This window comes from Streptomyces viridochromogenes, assembly GCF_001270495.1.
Classification (GTDB): domain Bacteria; phylum Actinomycetota; class Actinomycetes; order Streptomycetales; family Streptomycetaceae; genus Streptomyces; species Streptomyces viridochromogenes_A.
Genome location: NZ_LGUR01000237.1, coordinates 1 through 26215 on the forward strand (window position 1 = coordinate 1; position 26215 = coordinate 26215).

Genomic DNA, 26215 nt, shown 5'->3' on the forward strand with positions numbered 1-26215 from the left:
GGCAGTACGGCCGCCGAGGTCACGGCGGCCCGGCTCGGCGCGGCGGGCTGGCAGGTGCGGGTGCTGCGCCTGCCGGGTGTGCCGCAGCGTGTCACCGGAGCGGCGGACCTGCCCCTGACCGGCTGGGGAGCCACCGAACTGGCCTCCCGGACGGAGGAGTTGAGCGACGGGCCGGTGCACCTCGCGCTGGCTTTCGCGGCCGCGGACGAGCTCCCGTGGGCCGAGGGTGTGCGCAGGCTGGCGCACACGCTGCTCGTCGCCCGGCATCTGGTCGGCCCGCTGACCGACGCGGCGGCGAGCGGCCACCGGGCCGCCTTCGTCACCGTCACCCGGCTCGACGGCACCTTCGGCCTCGGCGGGGTCAGCGAGGACGCGGCACCCGCCGGCGGGATCGGCGCACTCGTCAAGACCCTGGCCGTCGAGGCGCCCGAGGTCTTCTGCCGCGCCGTCGACCTGGCCCCCGCTCTGGACGCCGCCGAGGCCGCCGACCTGGTCCTGGAGGAGGTGTACGACGCGGCCACCGGCCCCGTCCAGGTCGGCCGCGACGGCACCCGGCGCGTCTCGCTCACGCTCGGCGCCGAGCCCCTCGCGAAGGCCGCTCCCGGTGCCCCGCTCACCTCGGACGACCTCCTCGTCGTCACCGGAGGAGGCCGCGGCATCACCGCCCGCTGCGCCGTGGCCCTGGCCGCCGCGCACCGGCCGGGACTGCTGCTGCTCGGCCGCACCGCGCTCGGGGAGGAACCCGAGTGGGCGCGCGGCATCACGGATGCCGCCGAGCTGAAGGCGGCCGCGGTGGCCCGGCTCAAGGAGACGGGTGAGAAGCCGACTCCGAAGCGGGTGGAGCAGCTCTACCAGGCGGTCGTCGGCGAGCGCGAGGTCCGGCAGACCCTGGCCGGCATCCGGGCCGCGGGGAGCGAGGTCGAGTACCTCGCGGTGGACATCACCGACGCCACGGCGACGGCCGCGGCCCTGGCCCCGTACCGGGAGCGGATCACCGGTCTGGTGCACGGTGCCGGGGTCCTGGCCGACCAGTTGATCTCCGCGAAGAAGGCGGCCGAGATCGAGCGGGTGTTCTCGGTGAAGCTCGGTGGTCTGCGCTCCGTGGTCGCCGCCCTGCCCGCCGAACGGCTGCGTCACGTCCTGCTGTTCTCGTCGGTCGCCGGGTTCTACGGCAACCGCGGTCAGTCGGACTACGCCATGGCCAACGACGTGCTCAACGCCTGGGCGAGCGCCTTCAAGCGCAGTCATCCGCAGGCGCATGTCTCCTCGCTCAACTGGGGCGCCTGGGACAGCGGCATGGTGTCGCCGCAGATCAAGGCGGTGTTCGAGGAACGGGGCATCGCCCTGATCCCGATGGAGACGGGAACCCGGCTGTTCACCGAGCAGTTCGCGCCCGAACGCGCCGGCGACGGGGTCACGGTCCTCGGACCGACCACTCCCCTGTCGGCGCCCGAGCGCACCGCTCCCAAGCCGGCCGTCCTGGAGCGGGAGCTGTCCGCCCTGGTCACCGATCCGCTGGTCGCCGACCATGTCATAGGCGACGCTCCGGTGCTGCCCGCCGCGGCGGCCCTGGGCTGGGCGGCCGGTGCCGTGGAGCGGCTGACCGGTCATGTCGTCGCGCAGATCAGGGACTTCGCGGTGCACAAGGGCGTGGTCTTCGACGACTCTCTCGACGGCTGCCGGTTCCAGCTCTCCGTCGACCCGACGCCCGACGGCGGCGAGGCCGACGTAGCGGTCCGCTCGGTGGGCAAGGACGGTGCCGTACGGCCGCACTACGCGGCCCGTGTGCTGCTCGGCACCTCCCCGGCACCGCAGCCGACGCTGCCCGGGCTGCCCGCCCTCGGCGACGGCACTGACGCGCAGGGGTTCTACACCGACGGGACGCTCTTCCACGGCGCTTCACTGCGTGGGCTGCGCCGGGTGCTGGAGCCGGGTGAGGCGCGGCTGGTCGTGGAGTGCGCGCTGGCCGAACACCGCACGGCCGGCGGGGCGTTCGGCACCGGCCGGTACGCACCCGGCACCGCCGACCTGCTGCTGCAGGCCGCGCTCGTGTGGATGCGGCTGCACCGCGACACGGCGAGCCTGCCGATGTCCGTGTCCCGGGTCGATCTGTACGAGGCGCTGCCGGACGGCGTGCCCTTCGTGGTCGTGGTCGAGCCGGAGTCCACGAACGGCACGAGCGCGGCGCTCACCGTGACCGCGTGTGCTCCGGACGGGCGCGTGCTGACCCGGTTCGCAGGCGTTTCCCTTGTGTCCACCCCGCAGCTGGCCGACAAGTTCGCGAGCCGCTGAGCCGACCGACGGACCACCGGTCCCGGCGGGCGGGCCTCACCTACCGCCCGCCGGGACCGGGTCCCTGGAGGAAAACGCTGCTATGAGCAAGTTCGCGATCGTCGGGATGTCCTGCCTGTTTCCCGGGGCTGACACTCCCGACGCCTTCTGGAGGAACCTGCGCGACGGCGTCGACAGCCGGACGGAGGGCGGCCCGGAGGTCTTCGGCCCGGCGCCCGACCCCCGGGACGCGGACCCCGCGCACACCATCACCTGTCTGCGCGGCGGCTTCGTCACCGGCTTCGACTTCGACCCCAACGGCTTCCGGCTCCGTCCCGAGGACCTCGCCCGCCTCGACCGCGTGTTCCACTGGTCGCTGCACGTCTCCCGCGAGGCCCTGCGCGACAGCGGACACGCCGACCGTCCCGACCTCCTGGCCCGCACCGGCCTCGTGCTGGGCGACTACTCCTTCCCCACCCCGGCCTCGGCCCGCATCAGCCTGCCCCTCGTCCACGAGGCGGTCCTGGACGGGGTACGCCGGTCCGGGCACCGGGCACCGGCCCCCGCTTGCCTCCTCGACCCGGCCGCCGTGCACCCGGCCGACGCCCGCGTCAGCGGCGCCCCCGCCCGCATCGCTGCCGCCGCCCTGGGCCTCGGCGGCCCGCGCTATGCCCTGGACGCCGCCTGCTCCTCGGCTCTGTACGCCCTGAAGCTGGCCTGCGACCATCTGGCCGCCGGGCAGGCCGACCTGGTGCTCGCCGGCGGGGTGTGCGCGCCGGAACCGAACCTCATCCACCTGTCCTTCTCCGACCTGCACGCCTATCCGGACAACGGCGTCAGCCAGCCCTTCGACGCCCGCTCCACCGGCATCCTCACCGGTCAGGGCGCCGGCATGGTCGCCGTACGGCGCCTCGCGGACGCCCTGGCCGACGGCGACCGGATCCACGCGGTCGTCGACGGCATCGGCCTGTCCAACGACGGCGCGGGCCGCCATCTGCTCGTACCGAATCCGGCCGGTCAGCGCAGCTCGTACGAACTCGCCTACGCGCGGGCCGGTTTCGGCCCCGAGCAGGTGGACTATCTGGAGTGCCACGCCACCGGGACACCCGTCGGGGACGGCACGGAGGCCGAGTCCGTCGCCGACTGGTTCGGCGCGCGGGGCGCCGTGCCGCCGCTCGGCTCCGTGAAGGGCAACCTCGGCCATCTGCTGACCGTGGCGGGCCTGAGCAGTCTGCTCAAGGTGATCCTGGCCATGCGGCAGGGGCACCTGCCGCCGACGATCGGCGTCGAGCAGCCCCTCACCGACGGTCTGCCGCTGGTACGGGCGGGCCGCGCCTGGCCGGACGAGCGTCCGGGGCCGCGTCGGGCAGCCGTGTCCGCGTTCGGTTTCGGCGGGACCAACGCCCACGTGGTGCTCTCCCAGGAGGCCACGGCCGAGGTGTCCGGGCCGGTCGTCCCGCCCGCCCTCGACGTCGTCGGACTCGGCGCCCACTTCGGCACCCTCGACTCCGTCGCCGCCTTCGAACGCGCCCTCTACGACGGTACGGACTCCTTCCAGCCGCTGCCCGAACACCGCTGGCGCGGTCTGGAGGACACCGCCGACGGCACCCTGGCGCGGGCCGGGCTGGACCGCGCCCACCTCCCCGAGGGCGGCTTCGTCGACCGCGTCGACCTCGACCCCGCCGACCACCGCATCCCTCCGGCGGATCTGCGCAACTACAACCTCCAGCACGCCCTGATGTCCAAGGTCGCCGACGAGGCGCTGCGCGACGCCGGGTACGACCGGCACGTACCGCCGGGCCGGAAGGCACCCGAACCGCGTCGCGTCGCGGTCGTCGTGGCGATGGAGATCGAGCCGAGCGCCCATCTGCACCTGGCCCGCCACGGCCTGGGCGACTTCCTGCGCCGCGCCTACGACGAGGCCGGGCTGAGCCTGACCGGCGAACAGCGCGCCGCGCTCGCCACCGTCGCCCGGGACGCGGTGCACGAGCCGATCGTCGCCAACGAGGTGCTGAGCTACATCGGCAACATCATGGCGAGCCGGATCTCCTCACTCTGGAACCTGACCGGCCCGTCCTTCACCGTCTCCTCCGACGGCGCCGGCACCGCCGAGGCCCTCCAGATCGCCCAACTGCTGCTGCTCGACGAGAGCGTGGAGGCCGTGCTGGTCGGCGCCGTCGACCTGGCCGCCTCACCCGAGAGCCTGCTGCTGCGCGGTGTGCACCCGGTCGCGGGCGCGGGCCTGAGCTTCGGTGACGGGCAGCAGGGCGTGCGCATCGGCGAGGGTGCGGGCGCGGTGGTCGTGACACGCCCGGGTGAGGGGACACGGCCCGCCTACGCCCGGGTGGACTCCCTCGCCGTACGGCACTCGGCCCCCGTCGGGGGTGTCCTGCCCGAGGCGGACGCACCGACGTTGGCCGAGGTGCCGGGCAGGCGCTGGCCGCCGCCGGGATCGGCCCGGGGGATGTCGGCTATCTGGAGGCGCACGCGGGCGGGACGGCGGCGCAGGACCTGGCCGAACTGGCCGCGCTGGCGCGGGTGTACCCCGCCGGCTGTGGTGCCGTCGCACTCGGCAGTGCCAAGGCGCAGCTCGGTGACACGCAGGCCGCGTCGGCGATGGCGGGGCTGCTGCGATCGGTGCTGTGCCTGCACCACGGTCATGTCCCCGGCGCGCCCGGCTGGCGCAGGCCCGCGCCGGAGCTGGCCGAGCACTTCGCGGCGTCCGCCTTCCATGTGCCGGACACGTCCCGGCCGTGGCTGCGCGGCGGTGCCGGCAAGCGCCGGTACGCGGCGGTGAGCGTGATCGGCCAGGACGGCGCGCACGGCCACCTGGTGCTGTCCGCCGAGCGCACGCGCGGAGACGACGTCCCCTGTGACTGGCGCCGGGCGGGCGCGCCGGTCCTGCTGCCTCTCGGGGCGCCCGACCTGGACGGTCTCCTGGACGAGGTGAGCCGGCACCTGCGGCTGCTCGACGCGGGGGCCGACCCCTACCGGCTGGGCCGTGCCGCCGCCGAACGGCTGCCGGGCAGTGCCCTGCGCGTGGTCCTGGTCGGCCGGGACGGCGAACAGCTGCGGCAACAGCTGGAGTCGGCGGCCCGCGACCTCAGGGGCGCGTACGCCAAGGGCGAGGAGTGGACCACCCCGGCGGGCAGTTGCTTCGCGCCCCGGCCGATCGGCCCGGACGGCAAGGTCGCCCTGGTCTACCCGGGCGCCTTCAACTCCTACCCCGGTCTCGGCCAGGACCTGTTCCGCGCCTTTCCCTCCCTGCTCACCCGCTTCGAGGCGGAGGCGACGGACCCCGACCGCATGTTCCGCGCGGCGCAGCTCTACCCGCGCGCCCAGGAGACGCCCGGGCGACGGGAGCTGATGGCCCTGGAGGGCCGGCTGGGCGAGGACATCCCGTTCATGCTCGCCACCGGCACCACCTTCGCCATCCTCTACACCGACCTGGTCCGCGAACTGCTCGGCGTGCCCGCGCACGGCGCGTTCGGGTACAGCCTGGGCGAGTCCAGCATGCTGTTCGCCACCGGCGGCTGGCAGCGCACGGCCCGCCGGGACGACCGGATCAGCGCTACGCCCCTCTTCCAGGACCGGCTCACCGGACCGCGTCGCACGGTCCGCGAGCTGTGGAACCTGCCGGAGGACACACCTGACGAGGCGGTCTGGGGCAGCTTCGTGCTCCTGGAGTCCGCCGAGCGCATCCGCGCGGCCCTCGCCCGCCACAACCGGGTGTTCCTCACCCACGTCAACACGCCCACCGAGGCGGTCATCGCGGGCGACCCGGCCCAATGCCGGGCGCTCATCCAGGAGTTGCGCTGCCCGTCGGCCCGCTCCCCGGTCGGATCGGTCATGCACTGCCCGGTCGTGGACGCCGAGCTGGACGGCCTCGCCGAGCTCAACGACCACCCCACGGGCTCACCGGACGGCCTGGAACTGCTCAGCGCCTACGACTACGACACCGTCCCCGGCCTGGACCGGGCCGAGGTGGCCCGGCGCATCGCCCGCACCCTGCACGGCACGATCGACTTCCCGCGCCTGGTGCGCGCCGCGTACGACCGGGGCTTCAGGTACTTCATCGAGACCGGGCCCGGTGCCACCTGCACCCGCTGGGTGCACGACACCCTCGGCGAGGCCGGGCACGTGGCGATGCCGGTGGACCGGCGTGGTGTCCCCGCCGCGCGGTCCGTGGCCCAGCTGGCGGCCCGGCTCACCGCCCACGGACTGCCGGTGGACCTGGCCGGACTCCTCGGCCCTGATCCCGCCCCGGCCGCACGGCCGGCCAGGCTGCGGGTGCCGGTCGGCGGTGGGGCGTCGATTCCGGCCGGGATCGCGGCGCGGGCGGCGGAGCCTACGGCCACCGGCCGACGGCCGGAGCACGCGTCGTCCGTGGGAGCCGCCGCCGACGGCACGCCCGCACGCCGCACCTCCGACGCCGGGACGGTGCCTGCCGCGGGACGCGTGTCGTCCGTCCGTGTGAGCGCCGACGCCGGTCCTGCGATGCCCGCCCCGGCCACCGGCCTCACTCCCGCCGCAGCACCGGCACCGTCCGCGGGCGCCACCGCCGACGTCACGCATACGCGGCCCGCTCCCGCCGCGTACCCCACTCCCGCCACGGCAGTCTCGCTGGAGGTTTCCGACCCCATGCCCGCCGACCCGACCCTCGACGACGCGGAGGGCATCACCTTCGACGGTGAGCCGCTCGCGTTCCTGCCCTGGGCGGAGCCGGTCGCCGCCGCAGCGGTACCGGCATCCGTGCCGCCGGCATCCCCCGCCCGGCCCACCGCGCCCCGGCCGACCGGCGAACCCGCCGCGTCCGGGATGCCGACCGGTCCGGCCGCGCCCGACCTGGTACGGGCCGACCTGGTGAGTGAGATACGGCAGCAGGTGATGGCCACGCACTCGGTGGTGATGGAGACGCAGCGCGTGCTCCAGGAACACACCCTGTCCCGCACGGAGGCACTGCTCGACGCCCCCGCCGTCACACGGCCCGCCCCCTCTGCCTTGCCCACACCACTGCCCGGCCCCGCCCCGAGCGCCCTCTCCTCGCCACCGCACCGGCCCCCCGCCGCCAGCGGGTCCGCACCGCCCACCACCGCTCCCGAGCCGTCCGCCCCCAGGCCCCCCGGCGTCATCTGGGACGAACAGCAACTGCTCGCCTTCGCCACCGGGCGCCTCGCGGACGTCTTCGGACCCGAGTTCGCCCCCGTCGACGCCTATGGCAAGCGCGTACGCCTGCCCGCCCCGCCGTACCACTTCGTCACCCGCGTCACCGCGCTGAAGGCCGAGACCGGCGTCTACGAACCCTCCTTCATCCGCACCGAGTACGACGTCCCCGAGGACGCCTGGTACGCGGTGGACGGCGGAGTCCCGCCCGCGGTCGCCATCGAGGCCGGCCAGTGCGACCTTCTGCTCATCAGCTATCTGGGCATCGACTTCCGCAACCAGGGCGAGCGCGTCTACCGCCTCCTCGACAGCAAGCTCGTCTTCCACGGAGACCTGCCCCGCACCGGCCAGACCCTGCGCTACGACATCTCCATCAACCGCTTCGTCCGCCAGGGCGACACGACCCTCTTCTTCTTCAGCTACCTCTGCTACGCCGACGGCGAGCTGATCCTCGAACTCAAGGACGCCTGCGCCGGCTTCTTCAGCGAGGCCGAGCTGCGCACCCCGCTCGGCGTCGTCCTCACCGAGAAGGACCGGCAGCGTCGCGCCGCCCTCACGAAGACCTGGTTCAAGCCGCTGGCGTACACGGACAACAACCACCTCACGGCCGCCGACCTGGAGGCGCTGGCGGACGGAAGGCCCGGCGAGGTCTTCGGTCCGCACCACGCCCAGGACCCCGGCCTCAACCCCGCCCTGCGCCTGCCGGACGCCCGCCTGCGCATGGTCGACGAGATCCGCATCGACCGCACGGGCGGTCCGCGCGGCATCGGCGCGATCACCGCGTACAAGCGGCTGGAGCCGGACGCCTGGTATTTCGAGTGCCACTTCCCGGACGACCCGGTGCTGGCAGGTTCCATGGTCGCGGAAGGCGCCGTGCAGACCCTCCAGGCCTACCTCCTCCACCTGGGCATGCACCTGGTCCTGCCAGACGCCCGCTTCCAGACGATCATCGGTCTGGAGACGGAGGTGCAGGTGCGCGGCCAGATCACACCCGCGCACTCCGAGATCCGCTACGAGATCGAAGTCATGGAGCTGACCCTGCTCCCACGGCCCTCCGTGATCGCCGACATCCTGGTGTACCTGGGCGACAAGCCGGTGATCCGAATGCGTAACTTCGGCATCCAGATCCGTGAGAAGGACGGCACCGCGTACCGGCCTCCGCTCGGCGGCGTCCCGGAGTTCCTCGGCCGCCGCAACCGCGCCGGCGAACCGGCGATGATCAACGAACTCCACCTCGCCCACGCCGCCAAGGGCGACCTCGGCACGGCGATGGGCCCGGAGTTCGACGTCTACAAGGAGGGCCGGGCACCGTACATCCCCAACGGCGACTTCCAGTTCGTCGACCGCATCATGCAACTGCGGGGCACACGCGGTGAGTTGAAGCCAGGCGCCGAGATGGTCACGGAGTACGACTCGCCCACCGACGCCTGGTACTACCTCGAGAACTCCCACCCTCACATGCCGAACTGCGTCTACATGGAGACCTCGCTCCAGGCGGCCATCCTCCTCGGCTACTACCTCGGCGCCACCCTCAAGCAGCCCGAGACCGAGTACTCCATCCGCAACCTCGACGGCAAGGCCACCCTGGTCAAGGACGTCGACCTGCGCGGAAAGACCATCCGCCACCACTCCACGCTCCTGATGACCAGCGCGGTCTCGGGGGCCGTGCTCCAGAACTTCCGCTACGAACTCTCCGCCGACGGTGAGGTCTTCTACACCGGCGAGTCCCTCTTCGGTTACTTCAGCGAGGCGGCGCTCGCCAACCAGGGCGGCCTGGACAACGGCACGTACGTCGCGCCCTGGATCGAGCAGAACGAACCGAGTGCCGTACGGTGTATCGAACTGCCCGACGAGGCCGCGCAGTTCACCGACCCGAGCGGTGGCCGACTGCACCTCCCCGGCGGCCACTTCCACCTCGTCGACCAGGTCGACCTGGTGGAGGACGGCGGCAGGCACGGCAAGGGCTACCTGCACGGCCGCCGCCGTATCCGGCCCGACGAGTGGTACTTCGACTGCCACTTCCACCGCGACCCGGTCATGCCCGGCTCCCTCGGCGTGGAGGCGGTCCTCCAGGCGCTGCGGCTCTACGTCATGGATCAGGGGCTGGCGGACGGAATCGGCAACCCGCGCTTCGCGCTCGCCACCTCAGTGGCCATGAGCTGGAAGTACCGGGGCCAGATCCTCCGCAACGACGGCGAGCTGACCTTCGACGTGCACGTCAAGGAGGTCCGCCGGGACGGCGAGCGGCTGCTGGTGACCGCCGACGCCGATCTGTGGAAGCCGGGCCTGCGCATCTACGAGCTGACCGACGTGGCCATCGAGGTCCGCCCCGACGACACCCGCGACCAGGCCTGAAACGGACCGAGGAGACAACCCCAGTCATGCACACGGAGACCACACCGTGGCGGTGGCACGGAGAGGCCGGCCCCGGCACCGATCCTGCCGGCATCCACCAGGCCCTGTCCGACCTCGAACACCCCTGCTTCATCGTCCGGACGCCGTCGGGGATCGGCGCGGTCGCGGGCGGACAGGCCACGTCGGGCCCTGGACTGCCGCTGCTGGCGGCGGCCGCCCCGCTGCCCCCGCGCAGCCTGGGCTCACCCGCCTTCCTCACGGCCCACGGCGTCTCTCACGCCTACATGGCGGGCGCGATGGCCGGCGGCATCGCCTCCGCCGACCTGGTGATCGCTCTGGCCAGGGAGGGCTTCCTGGCCTCCTACGGGGCGGCCGGGCTGCTGCCGGAGACGATCGAGAAGGCCCTCACCCGCTTCGCCGCCGAGATCCCCGGACTCCCCTACGCCGTCAACCTCATCCACAGCCCCAGCGAGGAGCGCCTGGAACGCGAGGCGGTGGAACTCTTCCTGCGGCACGGCGTGCGCTGCGTGGAGGCGTCGGCCTTCATGAACCTCAGCCCGCACGTGGTGCGCTACCGGTTGACGGGCCTGCGCCGGGACCCGTCGTCGGGTGCCGTCGTCGCCGACCACCGTCTCATCGCCAAGATCTCCCGTCCGGAGACCGCCGAGCGTTTCATGCGCCCGGCTCCGGCCACCCTCGTGCGCGCCCTGCTCGACCAGGGACTGATCAGCGCCGAGCAGGCCGAACTCGCCAAGTACGTGCCGATGGCGGACGACATCACCGTCGAGGGTGACTCCGGCGGCCACACCGACCGCCGCCCGCTCACCGCCCTCCTGCCGACCATCCTCCGGCTGCGCGACACCGTGCAGCGCGAGCACCGTTACCCCACCCCCGTCCGGGTGGGCGCCGCGGGCGGCCTGGGCTGCCCGTCGTCGGTGGCCGCCGCGTTCGCCATGGGCGCCGCCTATGCGGTGACCGGCTCCGTCAACCAGTCCTGTGTCGAGTCCGGGGCGTCCAGGGCCACCAAGGCGCTGCTCGCCGACACCGGGATCGCCGACTGCGAGATGGCACCGGCGGCCGACATGTTCGAAATGGGCGTGGAACTCCAGGTGCTGAAGAAGGGCACGCTGTTCCCCATGCGGGCCAAGCGCCTGTACGAGCTCTACCAGAGGTACGACGGTCTGGAGGCGCTGCCCGACACCGAGCGGAAGAAGCTGGAGGACCAGATCTTCCGCCGCCCGCTGGAGGACGTCTGGCAGGAGTGCGTGGGCTACTTCCGGCGCCGCGATCCCGAACAGCTCGCCCGCGCCGCCGACCACCCCAAACGCCGGATGGCCCTCGTGTTCCGCTGGTACCTGGGCATGGCCTCACGCTGGTCCACGGTCGGCGACCCCGACCGCGTCCTGGACTACCAGGTGTGGTGCGGCCCGGCCATGGGCGCCTTCAACGACTGGGTCACCGCCAGCTACCTCAAGGCCCCGGGCAACCGCCGGGTGGCGGACATCGCCCACCACCTCATGCGGGGCGCGGCCTTCCACACCCGGCTGGCCCAGCTGCGCCTGGCAGGCGTGCGGATCCCGGCCTCGGCGGCCGACTACCGGCCGGTGCCGCTGGAGTCTCCCTCCCTGGAGGGTGCCCGATGAGCCCCGAGGAGATCGAGCGGCTGCTCGGCGATCCGTACGACGACACCAACCCGTACGGCTTCGCGGCGGCCGTCGCCCGCGACGAACGGGACGCGTTCCCCGACGAGTTGTGCGCCGAGCTGGTCGAGGCGGGGTTCCACCTCAACTACCTGCTTCCGCAGTGGGACGGCCGGTTCGAGACCTTCGACCGCAGCATGCTGCTGGTGCGCACGGCCGCCCGCCGCGATCTGAACGTCATGCCGTCCACGATGTTCGGTATCACCGCCGCCACCTGCCTGGCGCTGCACGGATCGCCCGAGCAGCGGAAGCAGGCGGCCGCGATCCTCACCCGGGGCGGGGCGATCGGCTTCGCCCTGTCCGAGGCCGGCCACGGCAGCGACCTGCTGTCCAACACCGCGCGCCTCGAACCCACCGCCGACGGCTGGGAGCTGACCGGTGAGAAGTGGATGGTGGGTCTCGGCCGCCGCTGCGAGGCGGTGTACCTGGTGGCGCGGACCGGCGAGCGGGGTCCGGGGGCGTTCTCCGCGGTGCTGCTCGACCTGACGGGGAACGTCGGCGTCGAGCGCGGCCCGGCGGTCCCCGCGAGCGGTATGCGCGGCATCGACTTCGCCCACCTGCGCTTCGACCGCTTCCCGGTCCCGGCGGACGCGCTGGTCGGGCGCGAGGGCCAGGCCCTGGAGTCGGTCATGAAGGCCCAGCAGGTGGTCCGGGTGATGAGCATGGCGGGCAGCCTCGGCTGCGCGGACACCGCGCTCAGGCTGACCCTGGACTTCGCGGCCGGTCGCCGGGCGGGCCGTACGACGGTCCTCGCGTCGGCGTACCCGCGGCGCGAGCTGGCCGTGGCCTCGGCCGCCCTGCTGGCCGCCGACGCCACCGCACTGGCCGCCGCCCGTGGCATCCACGCGGCCCCCGAGACCTTCAGTGTCTGGGGCTGCGCGGCCAAGCACGTGGTGGCCGAGAGTGCCGAGGAAACCATCCGCCGCTGCGGCACGGTGCTGGCCACCCGCTCGGTACTGCGTACCGAGGGCCCGGGCGGCGGCCTGTTCCAGAAGCTCCAGCGGGACGCGGCGGTCGTCCGGGTGGTGGACACGAGCACCCTGGCGAACCTGCGCTCGTTCGCGGGGCAGTTGCCGGCGGTGTCCCGTGCGGTGTCGGGCCCGGTCGCGCCGGACACCGCACAGCTCGTACGCACCGTGTTCGACCTGAGCGCACCCCTGCCCGCCTACGCCCCCGAGCGTCTGGATCTGAGCAGCCGCGGGCACGATCCGGTGACCGCCGCTCTCGGCTCGGTCGCGCCCGAGGCACTCGCCAGGCTCACCGCACAGGGCGAGCACGGCACGGCGCACCTGGTGACACGGCTCGCCGCGGCCGTCGCCGGACTGTCCGCCGAAGTGGACGGCGCCGACCGCGACACCGGCCTGGTCGACCTGGCGGAGCGGTTCGCCTGGCTCCACGCCGCGACCTGCTGTCTGCACCTGTGGTGGGCCAACCCGGCGCACCCGCGGTTCACTCCCGCCTGGCTGGGCGCCTGTCTGGCCCACCTCCTCGCCCGCGCCGAGGGCACCGACCCGCGCCGCGAGGGCGCCGCGCAGCTCCCGGCCCTCGACATCACCGCCGAACTGCACGCCGGCAACCACCTCTTCAGCGCCGTGCCCGTGAAACTCGCCCCTTGACCGTTGGAGACACCCGTGCCAAAGGCAGACCTCACGGATCTTGCCCACCGGCTTGAGCGCCACCTCGGCGACCCGCACGACCCCGCGAGCCGGATGCCGTACACCCGCGTGCTGGAGTACGACGAACGCGAGGAATACCCCTACGAGTTCGTGAACCTGCTCCAGCGCTGGGGCGCGGCCGACTACTCGCTCCCGCGTGCCCAGGGCGGCAAGGCGGGGGACGTGGAGATCGGCTTCAACCTGATGCGGCTGATCGCGCGCCGCGACCCGACCACCGCCACCGCGTTCATCATCACCAGCCTCAGCTTCATGCCCGCCTGGACCGCCGGCACCGACGAGCAGAAGCGGGACCTGGTCGAGGCGATCCAGCACGGCACGCGCTACGCCTGGGGACTGTCCGAACGCCGCCACGGCAGCGACCTCACCGCCAACGAGCTGACCGCCGAGAAGACCGACGGTGGCTGGCTGCTCACCGGTGAGAAATGGCTCATCGGCAACGGCCGGGTGTCGGACGGCCTCAGCGTCCACGCCCGCACCGACCCGCGCGGCGGACCCGGCGGCTACTCGGTGTTCGTCCTGGACAAGCGCCGTACTCCGGCCGGGTCCGTGGACGAGCTGCCGCGCGAGCGGATGCACGGCCTGCGCGGCCTCGACATGAGCGGCTTCCGGCTGGACCGTGTCTTCGTTCCGGACTCGGCGCTGCTCGGCCGCGCCGGGCAGGGGCTGGAGATCGCGCTCAAGACCTCCCAGACCGCCCGCGCGCTGATCAGCGGGATCGCGCTGTCCGCGGTGGACACCGGCCTCAGGGTGACGCTCGACTTCACCGAGGGCCGCGAGGTCTTCGGGCGGACGGTCAGCGACATCCCGTACTCGCGCCGCCAGTTGGTGGAGTGCTTCGCCGACCTGATGGTCGCGGACGCGGTCAGCCTGGGTGCCGTACGGGCCCTGCAGGTGGTGCCCGAGCAGACGAGTGTGTGGTCCTCGGTCGTGAAGTACTTCGTACCGACGCTGCTGGAGCGGACGTTCGCGCAGCTCAACGTCGTCCTGGGCGCACGTTTCTACCTGCGCGACCATCCCCACTACGCCATCCACCAGAAGATGATGCGCGACCTGCCAGTGGCCAACTTCGCCGACGGCAACACCGTGGTGAACCTCAAGAACATCGCGCTCCAGCTTGGGGGACTGCTCGCCACGGCCGCCGAGGCGGACCCCCGGCTGCGCGCCGAGGCCGAGGAGCGGGCGGCCGTACTCTTCGGCATCGACCGTGAGCTGCCGCTGTACCGGCCCTGGGACCAGGAGCTGTTCAGCCGGGGCCGGGACGACGCACTGCTGGCCGCGCCCGCGGCGCTCGCGCGGTTGCGGCGGCTGGCCGGGGAGGCGAAGCGCGACGAGCGTGCGTGGCTGGAGCGGTCGGCGGCGGTCGCGGAGGAACTCCTCGGTCACGCCGTCTCCCTCCGGGAACGCACGGCCGCGCTCAAGGCGGCCCTCGGCCGCGACTTCGGCCAGTCCGCGGAGCTCTTCGACCTGGCCAAGGAGTACTGCCTGCTGCACGCGACGGCCGCCTGTGTGCACACCCACGTCCACTCGGCCGCCGCGCTGGAGGACCCGCTGCCCAGCGGAGCGCTGCTGCTGCTCCAACTGGAGCGGTTGCGGCGGCACCTGCGACCGCACGAGGCCGTCACCGATGCCGCCGCGGTCGACGAGGGCATGCGGGTGCTGCGGCATCTGCACCGGGAGAACCGGCTGTTCTCGTACTGGCAGTTCCCGCTCGCCGAACGCGGCGACCTGTCCGCGGCCCGCCACTGAGATGGCCCACCGGCACCTGTGGCTGCTGCCGGAGGCCGCGGCGGAGGCGTTCGTGGCGCGCATGGGAGGTACGGCCCTCCTCACCGACAGCGAGCGGGCGCGGTGCGAGCGCCCGCTCGCACCACGCGGCCGGCTGCGCCGGGTGGCGGCACGGCTGCTGGCGCGCCATGCGCTGAGCGACCGCTCCGGCCTCCCGGTCGGCTCCTGGCGTTTCCGTACGACCGAGGGCGGCAGGCCGGAGCCGGATTCACCCGCCGGCTGCGGCCTGCGTTTCAACCTCTCGCACACTGACGGCCTGATCGCCTGCGTGGTCACCGACGGCGGCCGGGCCTGCGGGGTGGACACCGAGGGCTCACCCGCCGGTCCCGACGCGCTGGCCCATCTGCCCCGGCACTTCGCCCTCCCCGAGCGCGCCGCGCTGCGGGCGATGGAGGACGACGCGGCGCGGGCGGCCAGGGTCGCCGCGTACTGGGTGCTCAAGGAGGCCTACCTCAAGGCGCTCGGCACCGGCCTGCGCCGCGAGCTCTCCTCGATCGCCTTCACCGGCCTGACCGGCCCCCGCATCCATCTTGACGACGTCCAGCGCCCCTCGGCCCACTGGCACTTCGACCTCGTCCACCCGACCCCCCACCACGTGGTGGCCGTCGCCACCGAGCACACCGAAGGCTCCGGACTGCTCACCACCACTCTGACCGGCTGACCCACTCCTCCCCACCACCGATACCTAGGAGACCCCGATGTCCGACAAGCCCAGCATCGCCGTGGTCGGCGGCGGAGTCGCCGGCCTGTCCGCCGCCTACGCCCTGCGCGAGCACGCCGAGATCACCCTGTTCGAACGCGAGGACCGCTACGGCGGCCACGCCAACACCGTGGAGGTGGCGGACGCGGGCCGGACCCTCGGCATCGACACCGCCTTCGTCGTCTTCAACCCGCCCGCCTACCCCAACCTGAGCGGCTTCTTCGACGAACTCGGCGTCGAGGCGAAGCATCTGCCGAGCGGGTTCAACTTCTTCGACCTGGACGCCGGATTCCAGTACGGAAGCGAGGAGATGGACCTGCCGGAGGAGGAGGTCCGCGCCCGGTACCCCGAGTCGTTCCGAACGATCTGGCACGAGGCCCGCCGCTTCCACGAGGAAGGCCGCAAGGACTTCTTCCGCAAGCGCACGAACATGCCGATGGGCGAGTACCTCGACCGCGGCGGATACAGCCAGGAATTCCGGTACGGCTACTTCATCCTGCTGTGCAGCGCGGTGTGGTCGGTACCCGCCGAGCTGGTGTGGGAGATACCCGCGACGACGGTGATCGCCTTCTTCATGGCCCACGACGAGGGCGGTCTCGGCGGCCGGCGGGTCGACTGGCGGACGGTGGCCGGGGGTTCGATCTCGTACGTGCGCAAGGCGGTCGCCGCGATCGCCCCGAAGGCCCGGCTGTCGGAGCCGGTCACCGGAATCCGGCAGAGCGCGGACGGGGTGATCGTACGGACCGCCGCCGGCGAGGAGCGCTTCGACTACGCCGTGGCCGCCACCCACGCCGACGTCACCCGGGCCCTGCTGGAGAACCCCACCCCGGCGCAGCGCGACCTGCTGGCCCCCCTGCGCTACAACGGCTCCACGGTGATCCTGCACACCGACCCGTCCGTGATGCCCGCCGACCGTTCGCGCTGGGAGGCCTGGAACTACGGCAAGGTGTCCGTGGACGGGCAGCCGCGCCCGTATGTCGCGTACTACATGAACAAGATGCACGGCCTCGAGTCGGAGACGGACTACTTCGTCACCCTCGACTACCCGTTGGACGTGCGCGAGGAGTCCGTCATCCGCACCTTCCACTACGAGCATCCGGTCATCGACATGGCGATGCGCACCGTCCAGCAGACCATCTACGGGGTCAACGAAGGCCCCAGGGTCAAGCTCTGCGGCTCCTACTTCCACTCCAAGCAGCAGTACCACGACCAGATCGGCTCGCACGAGGCCGCGTTCTCCTCAGGGAAGGAGGCGGCGGCCCAGCTGTTGCGGGAGCTGCGGGGTCAGTCCCCCGCGTGACGCCGCGCCGACTCGTTCTCCTGCGCCAGGCGCCGCAGCGCCAGCAGCGCGGGCTCCAGGAGCACGGTCAGCAGCAGGGCACGCTCGGCCATCTCCAACGGGTCCTCGATTCCACCCAGTTGGTCGAGGTCCAGGACCGCGGTCCGCTCGGCCAGCCGCGCGTACGGCACGAGCGTATGCCAGTCCAGCGGGACACCGAGCGATCGCAGTGAGGTCAGGGTCTCGGCCAGCGCGGTCCTGGCCGGCGCCGACTCGTGCACGTCCCACCCCAACTCCTCGACCAGCGCGTCGACGTCGCCGGACGCGGAGGCCTCGGCGGCGGGTTCCTCGGCCAGCCGGAGGGAGCCGAGGACGAGGCCCAGCTGGCGGTGGGTGTCGCCGGTGAGCTCCGTCAGGGCGCCCAGCAGTTCACGGGTGGCGCTGACGGACAGACCGCGGACGCCGGTCAGCGCCCGGACGAGGCGGAGCCTGCGCAGGTGGTGCTCGTCGTACTCGGCCTGGGTCGCCGCCGTCTGGCGGCCGGCCGGCAGCAGACCTTCACGGAGGTAGTACTTGATCGTCGTGACGGAGACGCCACTGCGGCGGCTCAGTTCGGAGATGCGCATCGGATCGGCCCCGCTCTGGAAACTGGATACCTCTACTGTCTAATATAGAGAGTAGAGGTATCCAGTCTATCCGGTCGGGTCCCTCTTCTTCGTCCTGCCGCTCACTCGAGAAGGCCGCGGTCATGCCCACCCTGCGCTGGACCACCGTCAACAAGCCCGCACCGGACGCCGAGGCGTTCGTCATGGCGTCCCGTCTGGAGGTGCGCTCCCTCAAGGACGTTCCACGCTTCTTCCTTCAGTCCCTCGCTGCATGGAAGCAAGTCTCCGGCGCCCCGGGCGCGTACGGAGCCTCCCTCATCGCCGAGCCGCTCAAGCGCACCTTCTGGACGCTGTCGGCCTGGGAGGACAAGGACGCTCTGTACACGTACGCGAGGACCGAACCGCACCGATCGATCATGAAGGGGCTGCGTCCCACGATGAAGGACTCGGTCTTCACGTTCTGGCAGGTCCCGGCGACCGACCTGCCCATCACCTGGCCCGACGCCCGACGCCGACTCGCCGAACAGGACCACGCCGGCGCCTGATCCCCCTCGCCGGACCGGCTTTTCCGCTAGGAGAAACCCCGCCATGACACTGTCCGAAGAAAACGCGGTCCTCGACGGGCCGGTCACCGACACGGCAGCCCCGGCGGCCCGCCGTACACCCCTGTGGCTCGCCATCGTCGCGTGCAGCGTGCCCATGTTCATGGTCGCGCTGGACAACCTGGTCGTCTCCACGGCCCTGCGCACACTGGCCGTGGACCTGGCGGCGAACACACAGCAACTGCAGTGGTTCGTCAACGCCTATGTCCTCAGCTTCGCCTGTCTGCTGATGACCGGCGCCGCACTCGGAGACAGGTTCGGCCGGCGCCTGGTCTTCGTCGTCGGCATCGTCGTGTTCACGCTGGCCTCCATCGGCTGCGGTCTGTCGGACACCAGCGCCGAGTTGATCACCTTCCGCACGATCCAGGGCTTCGGCGCCGCCGCCGTGATGCCGCTGTCGCTGACCCTGCTGTCCCAGGCGGTGCCGGAGCGGCTGCGCGGCATGGCGCTGGGCATCTGGTCCGGGGTGAGCGGCCTGGCCGTGGCGATGGGCCCGGTGGTGGGCGGCGCGGTGGTGGACGGCCTCGACTGGCGGTGGATCTTCTGGATCAACGTGCCGGTGTGTGTGATCGCGATCCCGCTGGTGCTGTTCGCCCTGCGGGAGAGCTCGCTGCCCGGCGTCCGCCTCGACCTGGTCGGCATGCTGCTGGCGGCGGGCGGGCTGTGCGCCGTGGTGTGGGCCATCGTGCACGGCGAGCCGGACGGGTGGACCTCGGCGAAGGTCCTGGGCGCGTTCGCCGCGGGCGTGGTGCTGCTCGCCGTGTTCGTCGCCTGGGAGGCCCGCACCCCCGAGCCGATGCTGCCGCTGTCCTTCTACCGCGTCCGCGCCTTCACGCTCACCAACATCGTCTCCGCGGCCATGTACTTCGGCGTCTTCGGCTCCCTGTTCCTGCTCGCCCAGTACCTCCAGATCGTGCCCGCGCGCACCCCGCTGGAGGCCGGCGTACGGACCCTCGCCTGGACGCTGATGCCGATGTTCGTCGCACCGGTGGCCGGCCTGATCACCGACAAGGTGGGCGGCGGCCGCCTGATGGCGCTGGGCCTCTTCCTCCAGGGCGTCGGCCTGGGCTGGATCAACCTCGTCGCGGACACCGACACGGCGTACTCCTCCCTGGTGGGCCCGATGATCGTGGCCGGTGTGGGCATGGGGTTCGTCTTCGCCCCGACGGCCGCGGTCGTCCTCGGCTCCGTCGCCAGGGAACACGCGGGCAAGGCGTCCGGCGCCAACACCACCGTCCGGGAGATCGGCGGCGCGCTCGGCATCGCCGTCCTGAGCACCGTGTTCGTGGCGCACGGCAGCACACAGGACCCGCGGCAGTTCGTCGACGGACTGCACCCCGCCGTGTGGGTGGGCGTCGCGGTGGTCCTCGGCGGCGCGCTGTGCGCCCTCGGCATCCCGCACCGGCCCCGTCCGGCGGCCACGGAGTCCGAAGAGGCGTGAGCGCATGGTCAGGATGAGCGCGGAGGAGCGGCGCGAGAGCGTCATCCGGGCGGCGATCGCCGAGTTCGCGCAGCGGGGCTACTTCGGTACGTCCACCGAGGCGATCGCCCGGCGTGTGGGGGTCTCGCAGCCGTATCTCTTCCGCCTCTTCCCGGGCAAGAAGGCGATCTTCGTCGCGGCCTCGTCGCGCTGCCTGGAGCAGACGCGGCTGGCCCTCGAGGAGGCGGCCGAGGGCCTGGACGGCGAGGCGGCCCTGCTCGCCATGGCACAGGCGTACACGCGACTGATCACGGAACACCCCGAGCGGCTCCGGATGCAGTTGCAGACATACCTCTCCGTGGCGGCCGCCGAGGCGGAGGACGACCACGAGTTCGGCGAGGTCGTGCGGGCCGGCTGGATGAGGCTCCGGGAGACCGTCCATCTGCCGCTCGGGGCCGCCGAGAAGGAGACGACGGCCTTCCTGGCCCATGGCCTGCTCATCAACACCCTCACGGCGATGGGCTTTCCACCCGGTCACCGGGTCTGGGAGAGGACATGCCCGTCGGCCCGGCTCCCGGACCGGCTGGAGTAGCACCCCGGCTCCGGGAGCTGCGCGGTCCGTCACCCCCCGAGCACGCCCCTCCGCTCCAGGGACTTTTCAGGGACTTTCAGCGCTGTCCGAGGGACTCCCGAGGGACTTTTCGCTGCCTAACGCGGCAAGCCCCCGAAAGATCGGAAAGGGCCTCCGACGCAGGTCAGAGGCCCTTTCCCAGGCAAAGCCGCAGGCAGCGGCAGACGAGTCGGGCTGTACGCCGGGTTCTGTTCCAGGAGGTCCTCACGAACCCCCTGGCGACGGCCATCCATCTAGGACCGGCGTTGCCGCCGGCCTCCTGCGGTCTACCCGCGGACTCGGGCGGGCAGCCCTCGAACGTCCGCGCAGGGACGCCCCTCTTTCGAGGAGGCGGCCCCTCTTGACCTTGCTCCGGGTGGGGTTTACCTAGCTGCTCAGGTCACCCTGAGCACTGGTGGTCTCTTACACCACCGTTTCACCCTTACCCGGTACCGAGGCACCGGGCGGTTTGCTTTCTGTGGCACTGTCCCGCGGGTCACCCCGGGTGGCCGTTAGCCACCACCCTGCCCTGTGGAGCCCGGACGTTCCTCGGGAAGCCCCCTAGGGGACTCCACGCGGCCGCCCGCCCGGCTCGTCTGCCGTGGGGACCATGTTACCGGCCGGCGAGGGGCTGCCGTCGCCAGGACCGATCCGGCGAGGATCAGGAGGAACGCGGCCAGCACCCCGGGCGTCAGGCGCTCGTCCAGGAACACCGCGCCCGCCGCCACCGCCACCGCCGGGTTGACGTACGTGAACACCGTCGCGCGCGTCGGCCCCACCTCCTTGATCAGCTCCAGGAACGCCACGAAGGCGACCGCCGTGCAGATCACGCCCAGGGCGGCCAGGGCGGCCAGGACCTCGGCGGAGGGCACGGCGGCCGGCCAGGTCAGTGCGGCCGCGGGGGCGTACACCAGGGCCGCCAGCGACAGGCACGCCGCCGTGAGATGCGCGGACGGCACGTCCCTCAGCCACCGCGCCGCGATCAGCGGGGCCGTCGCATAGCCCAGCACCGTCAGCAGCACCTCGGCCAGCGAGCGGGCGTCGCCGCCGGTGAGGTGCGGGACCGTGAGGGTCGCTACGCCGGCCAGGCCCAGGACCAGCCCTGTCAGGCGGCGGGTGCCCAGGTGCTCCGCGCTGCCGAAGAAGCGGGACAGGGCCACGCCGACTATCGGTACGCCTGCGATCAGCAGACCCGCTGTCGAGCTGGACAGGTGGCGTTCGGCGTCGGTCAGGGTCCACCAGGGGCCGATGATCTCTATGCACGCGAAGGCCAGCATCGGGCGCCAGTGGCGTCGGATCGTCCGGGTCAGGCCCCCCTGCCGGATCGCGAAGGGGAGCAGTAGCGCGGCGGCCAGCGCGCACCGCGTGAATACCACCCCCGACGGGGAGATCTCCGCCACCGCCACCTTGATCATCAGATAGGGGATGCCCCAGACCACGCCCATCAGGGCGAACAGGAACCAGCCGCGTGCAGTCATGCGGCGAGTTTCGGCCGGGTCAGGCCGCGGTGTCTTGAACGCTGTTGCGGTACGCCGCCGGAGTCACGCCCAGCACCCGCCGGAACCAACGCGTCAGGTGCGCCTGGTCCGCGAAGCCGACCATCCCCGCGACCTCGGCCGGCCGCAGGCCGGACTCCAGGAGGCCGCGTGCCCGGGTCACCCGGTACTGGGCCAGCCAGGCGTACGGGGGTATCCCCATCGTCGTACGGAAGGCACGCAGGAGCTGGTAGCGGGACAGGCCCAGGTCGGCGGCCAGGGCCGCGAGGGAGGGCGGGGCCGTGAGTTCGTCGGCGAGGCGGTCGCGCAGGGCGTGCGCGATGTGGCCGGCGCCGGGCACCGTGTCGCTCGCCGCGCGTGCTGTGGAGTGGCGGCGGGCGAGGGCCGTCAGCAGCCAGGGGATGCGGGACTCGGCCTCCAAGGGGTCGGGGCAGGCGGCGAGTTCGGAGTGCGCGATGCGCAGGGCGGTGGACAGTTCGGTGTCGGCGAGGAGGGGCTCACTGAAGTACGGGACGGCGGTGCCGCGGGTGCCGTCGGTCAGGAGGGATGTCTCGGCGTACAGGGCTCGGTAGGCGTAGCCCTCGGCGGCGGCCGGGCCGCCCGTGTGCATCTCGCCCGGTGCCAGTACGACGATGGAGCCGGGGGCTGGGCGTATGTGGTCGCCCCTGTAGTCGATGATCTCGCTGCCGGCGACGCAGACGCCGATCGTGAACTCGTCGTGGGCGTGCGGGGCGTAGACGTGCCGGTCGAAGCGGGCGGTCAGAAGGTCGAGCGGGGGGCCGCCCCGGCCGAGCCGTGCCCTGGTCCACAGCGCTTGTTCCCCCACTTCGCGCCCCTCTCGTCGTCCTGGAGGCGCAACACCGGGAGCGTCAGAGAAAGTCCGCCGTGTCCAGCTCGAAGCCGAAAGGCTCCGGAAGACTGAGCGGCTTGCCCAAGGGGCGGGTGGAGTGCTCGCGATAGTCGTCCTTCTCGGGATCGCTGAACAGCGTGATCGAGGTGGCTTCGCGATCGACGAGCAGGTAGAGCGGGATGCCGCCGCGGGCGTAGCACCGGCGCTTGGCCTCGCGGTCGGCCCTGGGCTTGGTGGATGTCACCTCAAGCACCATGGCGACGCCGTCGCAGGGCATCCAGGATTCGGCGCCCCTGTAGAGGCGCAGCTTCCTGGGAGCGAAGGTGCCGTCCGGGATCACATGGTCCTTCGGGCATCCGCCTCCGCTCTGCAGTTTCAGCCCCTTGTTCCCGGAGAACTGCATGTCGGTCCGGGAACGCCTGTACACCTGATTCACGATCAGCTCGATGTAATCCTCGTGATCCCCGTCCGGCGGCGGTGTCACAACGATCTCCCCCTCGATCAACTCGGCCCGGAAACCCTCCGGGGTCTCCAGGGCGAGAAAGCCCTCCAGCAGGACCTCTTCCTGCGTGAGCGGCTCATGGGCCATGGCAGTCATGTCACGCCCCTCCTTCTGTCGCTCGCCGGACTGGGACATAGGAAGATCACCTGACCGAGAGATCGGATACCGTTCCCTCGATCGTGGCACAGCAGCACGACCGGCGTCAGGCGCCGAGCCGTCCGCTTGACCCTGTCGCGACGTCAACGTTTCTACTGATCCCATGCGGATCGGAGAACTCGCCGCCGCCGTCGGCGTCACCACGCGGACCGTGCGGCACTACCACCATCAGGGGCTGCTGCCCGAGCCCGAGCGGCGCCCGATCCCTGGGGGCTGCGCCCCCAGGCCCCCGCTGTCGGCCCAATCCAGCCCCTTCGGCGTTGAGGAGCGGGTATGAGCCGCACGTGGGGCGAGGGGCGCCGGGTGGTACGCCGTACCCTCGGTGGGCGGAGTTCGAGAGAAGGAGTACGTGTGCTTGTCCTGCTGCCGCCTTCCGAAGGGAAGGCCTCGTCCGGCCGGGGTGCCTCGCTGAAGCTGGAGTCGCTGTCCCTGCCGGGGCTCACCCGGGCCCGGGAGGCCGTGCTGAGTGAGCTGGTCGAGCTGTGCCGGGGCGACGAGGACAAGGCGCGGGACGTCCTCGGGCTCAGTGAGGGGCTGCGGGGGGAAGTCGCGAAGAACGTCGAGCTGCCCACGGCCGGGGCGCGGCCGGCCGGGGAGATCTACACCGGCGTGCTGTACGACGCCCTCGACCTGGCGTCGCTGGACGCGGCGGCGAAGCGGCGGGCTGCTCGGTCGCTGCTCGTGTTCTCGGGGCTGTGGGGGGCCGTGCGCGTCAACGACCGTATCCCCTCCTACCGCTGCTCGATGGGCGTGAAGCTGCCCGGTCTCGGGGCGCTGGGGGCGCACTGGCGGGCGCCGATGGCGGAGGTGCTGCCCGAGGCGGCCGGGGACGGGCTGGTGCTGGATCTGCGGTCGTCGGCGTACGCGGCGGCGTGGAAGCCGAAGGGCGAGGTGGCCGGGCGGACGGCGACGGTACGGGTGCTGCATGCGCCGACCCGGAAGGTCGTCAGCCACTTCAACAAGGCCACGAAGGGGCGGATCGTACGGAGCCTGCTGACGGCGGGGGTCGCGCCCAAGGGTCCGGCCGAGCTGGTGGAGGCGTTGCGGGACCTCGGTTACGAGGTGGAGGTGGAGGCGCCGGCCAGGGCCGGGAAGGCGTGGACGCTGGATGTGCTGGTGGCGGAGATCCACTAGCGGGTCCGCACGAGGCGCGCGTTGCACTGTGCGCAATGACCTTTGCGCACAGTGCTCACCGTCGGCAGGATGAGGGCATGGCCTCTCCCCTGCCCGCCTCCGTGCTGGATCTCGCGCCCGTGGTACCCGTCGTCGTCATCGAGGACGTCTCCGACGCCGTACCGCTGGCGCGGGCGCTCGTCGCCGGCGGGCTCCCCGCGATCGAGGTGACGCTGCGGACACCGGCGGCGCTGGACGCGATCCGGGAGGTCGCCGCCGGGGTGCCGGACGCGGTGGTCGGGGCCGGCACGGTCATCACGCCGGACCAGGTGAACGCCGCCGTCGCCGCCGGGGCCCGCTTTCTGGTGAGCCCGGGCTGGACGGACGTACTGCTGGAGGCGATGCGGGGGTCCGGGGTGCCGTTCCTGCCCGGGGTGTCCACCACGTCGGAGGTCGTGACCCTCCTGGAGCGCGGGGTGCGGGAGATGAAGTTCTTCCCGGCCGAGGCGGCGGGTGGCACGGCGTACCTCAAGTCGCTGAACGGGCCGTTGCCGCAGGCCCGTTTCTGTCCGACGGGCGGGATCGGCCCGGCGACGGCCCCCGACTATCTCTCCCTCCCCAACGTCGCGTGCGTGGGCGGGAGTTGGATGCTTCCGGCGAACGCCGTGGCGGCGCGGGACTGGGGTCGGGTGGAGGAGCTGGCGCGGGCGGCGGCCGGGCTACGGGCGCAGGTGTGACGTGTCGTTGAAGAGCCGTACGCTCGCGTTGCCGTCGGCGTAGTACGCCACCGCCGAGAGGGAGGCCGCCGAGAGTTCCATGCGGAACAGGGACTCGGGCGGGGCGCCCAGGGCGAGGCGTACGAACGTCTTGATCGGCGTGACGTGCGTGACGAGGAGGACCGTGCGGCCGGCGTACGCCGCGATGAGCTTGTCGCGGGTGGCGGCGATACGGGTGGCGGTCTCCGCGAAGCTCTCGCCGTCGCCGGTGGGGCGGGCCTCGGGGTCGGCCAGCCAGGTGGTGAGGTCGTCCGGGTAGCGCTCGCGGACCTCGCCGAAGGTGAGGCCCTCCCAGGCGCCGAAGTCGGTCTCGCGCAGGCCCTCGTCGACGGTCACGTCGAGGCCGAGGCGGGCGGCGACGATGCCCGCGGTCTCCCGGGTACGGGCGAGCGGCGACGCCACGACGGCCTGGATGGTGCCGCGCCGGGCGAGGGCGGCACCGACGCGCTCGGCCTGGTCCCGGCCGACGTCGGAGAGGGCCGGATCGGTGCCGCCGCTGCCGGAGAACCGCTTCTGCGGGGTGAGCGGGGTCTCCCCGTGCCGGAGCAGTACGAAGGTGGCGGGTGCGCCCATGTCGGCGGGGGCCCAGCCGGACGAGGGCGCGGCCACGGTGCGGGCGGCGCTGACATCGGCCGCCCTCGCATCGGCCGCCCTGACCTCGGACCTGACGTCAGCCTCGGCCTCGGCCTTGGCGTCCGCCGCCGCAAGCTCTGCCGTGGAAGCCGCCGCCGACCACTGCTCCCCCCGCTTGCCGGCATCCATCGCCTCGTTGGCCAGCCGGTCCGCGTGCTTGTTCTGCTCCCTGGGGATCCACTCGTACGTCACCTGAGGAGCCGCGAAGACGCGTGCCGCCTCGAAGGCCAACGGCTTCATGTCGGGGTGCTTGATCTTCCAGCGGCCCGACATCTGCTCGACGACGAGCTTGGAGTCCATGCGGACGCGGATCGTGGCCGTCGGGTCCAGGTCGTACGCCGCGCGCAGACCGGCCAGCAGGCCCCGGTACTCGGCGACGTTGTTCGTGGCGACGCCGATGTACTCGGCCGCCTCGGCCAGGGTCTGCCCCGTCGCCGCGTCGATCACGACCGCACCGTAGCCCGCGGGCCCCGGGTTGCCCCGTGACCCGCCGTCGGCCTCGACGATGAACTCCCGCACAGCA

Annotated in this window: 16 protein-coding genes, 1 other RNA gene and 3 pseudogenes; 14 read left to right on the forward strand and 6 right to left on the reverse strand. The window is 72.3% G+C overall.

All coding sequences use genetic code 11. The features are described 5' to 3' along the window. From ADK36_RS36455 to ADK36_RS36485, 8 genes and pseudogenes are all read left to right on the forward strand, one after another. Nucleotides 1-2292 (forward strand): SDR family NAD(P)-dependent oxidoreductase (locus tag ADK36_RS36455; protein ID WP_159391244.1); only part of this gene is annotated, 2292 nt, incomplete at its 5' end. A 106-nt stretch (nucleotides 2293-2398) separates the two neighbouring features. Then, nucleotides 2399-4522, forward strand: a pseudogene (locus tag ADK36_RS49220) (beta-ketoacyl synthase N-terminal-like domain-containing protein); the annotation flags it as partial. 224 nt (nucleotides 4523-4746) lie between these two features. Beyond that, entirely contained in the window at nucleotides 4747-9789 is a 5043-nt protein-coding gene (locus ADK36_RS50715) for a hypothetical protein (RefSeq protein ID WP_234330021.1), read from the forward strand. Between the two features lie 26 nt (nucleotides 9790-9815). Next, complete coding sequence (locus ADK36_RS36465) at nucleotides 9816-11432, forward strand: PfaD family polyunsaturated fatty acid/polyketide biosynthesis protein (RefSeq protein ID WP_048585990.1); 1617 nt, start codon at nucleotides 9816-9818, stop codon at nucleotides 11430-11432. After that, the gene (locus ADK36_RS36470; protein ID WP_048585991.1) at nucleotides 11429-13105 is read left to right on the forward strand and encodes an acyl-CoA dehydrogenase family protein; all 1677 of its coding nucleotides are present in this window, start codon (nucleotides 11429-11431) and stop codon (nucleotides 13103-13105) included. The genes ADK36_RS36465 and ADK36_RS36470 overlap by 4 nt, the downstream gene beginning before the upstream one ends. 15 nt (nucleotides 13106-13120) lie before the next feature. Continuing rightward, nucleotides 13121-14911, forward strand: a complete 1791-nt coding sequence (locus tag ADK36_RS36475; RefSeq protein WP_053200653.1) for an acyl-CoA dehydrogenase family protein — start codon at nucleotides 13121-13123, stop codon at nucleotides 14909-14911. Nucleotide 14912: 1 nt separating this feature from the next. Then, entirely contained in the window at nucleotides 14913-15611 is a 699-nt protein-coding gene (locus tag ADK36_RS36480) for a 4'-phosphopantetheinyl transferase family protein (RefSeq protein WP_048585993.1), read from the forward strand. 37 nt (nucleotides 15612-15648) lie between these two features. After that, a complete protein-coding gene (locus tag ADK36_RS36485; protein WP_048585994.1) occupies nucleotides 15649-16950 on the forward strand; it encodes an NAD(P)/FAD-dependent oxidoreductase in 1302 nt (433 codons plus the stop codon). Here ADK36_RS36485 and ADK36_RS36490 read toward each other — a convergent pair. Then, on the reverse strand, nucleotides 16935-17555 hold the full coding sequence (locus tag ADK36_RS36490) for a MerR family transcriptional regulator (protein ID WP_048585995.1): 621 nt from the start codon (nucleotides 17553-17555) through the stop codon (nucleotides 16935-16937). The genes ADK36_RS36485 and ADK36_RS36490 overlap by 16 nt on opposite strands. Before the next feature lie 122 nt (nucleotides 17556-17677). Here ADK36_RS36490 and ADK36_RS36495 point away from each other — a divergent pair, with 122 nt between their 5' ends. Genes ADK36_RS36495 through ADK36_RS36505 form a run of 3 tightly spaced genes read left to right on the forward strand, consistent with a single transcriptional unit; the run spans nucleotide 17678 to nucleotide 20148 of the window. Further along, on the forward strand, nucleotides 17678-18079 hold the full coding sequence (locus ADK36_RS36495) for a DUF3291 domain-containing protein (RefSeq protein WP_048585996.1): 402 nt from the start codon (nucleotides 17678-17680) through the stop codon (nucleotides 18077-18079). Nucleotides 18080-18122: 43 nt separating this feature from the next. Then, nucleotides 18123-19577 (forward strand): MFS transporter, encoded by a 1455-nt coding sequence (locus ADK36_RS36500; protein WP_078916644.1) that lies wholly within the window; start codon nucleotides 18123-18125, stop codon nucleotides 19575-19577. 4 nt (nucleotides 19578-19581) lie between these two features. After that, nucleotides 19582-20148, forward strand: a complete 567-nt coding sequence (locus ADK36_RS36505; RefSeq protein WP_053200655.1) for a TetR/AcrR family transcriptional regulator — start codon at nucleotides 19582-19584, stop codon at nucleotides 20146-20148. 200 nt (nucleotides 20149-20348) lie between these two features. On the opposite strand, the gene rnpB is transcribed toward ADK36_RS36505, so the two are convergent. The 4 genes and pseudogenes from rnpB to ADK36_RS36520 all read right to left on the reverse strand — a co-directional run bounded on the left by rnpB (nucleotide 20349) and on the right by ADK36_RS36520 (nucleotide 23110). Then, nucleotides 20349-20761, reverse strand: an RNA gene (gene rnpB, locus ADK36_RS36685) — RNase P RNA component class A. A 103-nt stretch (nucleotides 20762-20864) separates the two neighbouring features. After that, nucleotides 20865-21644 (reverse strand): annotated as a pseudogene (locus ADK36_RS51680) (DMT family transporter); the annotation flags it as partial. Nucleotides 21645-21663: 19 nt separating this feature from the next. Then, a complete protein-coding gene (locus ADK36_RS36515) occupies nucleotides 21664-22488 on the reverse strand; it encodes an AraC family transcriptional regulator (RefSeq protein WP_048585999.1) in 825 nt (274 codons plus the stop codon). Nucleotides 22489-22531: 43 nt separating this feature from the next. Beyond that, nucleotides 22532-23110, reverse strand: coding sequence for a Uma2 family endonuclease (locus ADK36_RS36520; protein ID WP_048586027.1), 579 nt, complete (start codon nucleotides 23108-23110; stop codon nucleotides 22532-22534). Between the two features lie 163 nt (nucleotides 23111-23273). On the opposite strand from ADK36_RS36520, the pseudogene ADK36_RS47165 reads away from it, so the two are divergent. The 3 genes and pseudogenes from ADK36_RS47165 to eda form a co-directional block, all read left to right on the forward strand. Further along, nucleotides 23274-23369: pseudogene (locus tag ADK36_RS47165) on the forward strand (MerR family DNA-binding transcriptional regulator); the annotation flags it as partial. Nucleotides 23370-23521: 152 nt separating this feature from the next. Further along, nucleotides 23522-24304, forward strand: coding sequence for a peroxide stress protein YaaA (yaaA, locus tag ADK36_RS36525; RefSeq protein WP_048586000.1), 783 nt, complete (start codon nucleotides 23522-23524; stop codon nucleotides 24302-24304). Nucleotides 24305-24381: 77 nt separating this feature from the next. After that, nucleotides 24382-25020 carry a bifunctional 4-hydroxy-2-oxoglutarate aldolase/2-dehydro-3-deoxy-phosphogluconate aldolase gene (gene eda, locus ADK36_RS36530; protein ID WP_048586001.1) on the forward strand — a complete coding sequence of 213 codons (639 nt, stop codon included), beginning with the start codon at nucleotides 24382-24384 and terminating at the stop codon, nucleotides 25018-25020. Here eda and ADK36_RS36535 read toward each other — a convergent pair. Next, nucleotides 25003-26211 (reverse strand): bifunctional RNase H/acid phosphatase, encoded by a 1209-nt coding sequence (locus tag ADK36_RS36535; RefSeq protein ID WP_048586002.1) that lies wholly within the window; start codon nucleotides 26209-26211, stop codon nucleotides 25003-25005. The two genes, eda and ADK36_RS36535, sit on opposite strands and share 18 nt — an antisense overlap. Nucleotides 26212-26215 lie beyond the last annotated feature (4 nt).

Bases quoted from the DNA above. Each gene is read 5' to 3' on its own strand.
- ADK36_RS36465 (WP_048585990.1), top strand. From the start codon at position 9,816: ATGCACACGGAGACCACACCGTGGCGGTGGCACGGAGAGGCCGGCCCC.
- ADK36_RS36470 (WP_048585991.1), top strand. From the start codon at position 11,429: ATGAGCCCCGAGGAGATCGAGCGGCTGCTCGGCGATCCGTACGACGAC.
- ADK36_RS36480 (WP_048585993.1), top strand. From the start codon at position 14,913: ATGGCCCACCGGCACCTGTGGCTGCTGCCGGAGGCCGCGGCGGAGGCG.
- ADK36_RS36485 (WP_048585994.1), top strand. From the start codon at position 15,649: ATGTCCGACAAGCCCAGCATCGCCGTGGTCGGCGGCGGAGTCGCCGGC.
- ADK36_RS36490 (WP_048585995.1), bottom strand. From the start codon at position 17,555: ATGCGCATCTCCGAACTGAGCCGCCGCAGTGGCGTCTCCGTCACGACG.
- ADK36_RS36495 (WP_048585996.1), top strand. From the start codon at position 17,678: ATGCCCACCCTGCGCTGGACCACCGTCAACAAGCCCGCACCGGACGCC.
- ADK36_RS36500 (WP_078916644.1), top strand. From the start codon at position 18,123: ATGACACTGTCCGAAGAAAACGCGGTCCTCGACGGGCCGGTCACCGAC.
- ADK36_RS36505 (WP_053200655.1), top strand. From the start codon at position 19,582: ATGGTCAGGATGAGCGCGGAGGAGCGGCGCGAGAGCGTCATCCGGGCG.
- ADK36_RS36520 (WP_048586027.1), bottom strand. From the start codon at position 23,110: ATGACTGCCATGGCCCATGAGCCGCTCACGCAGGAAGAGGTCCTGCTG.
- eda (WP_048586001.1), top strand. From the start codon at position 24,382: ATGGCCTCTCCCCTGCCCGCCTCCGTGCTGGATCTCGCGCCCGTGGTA.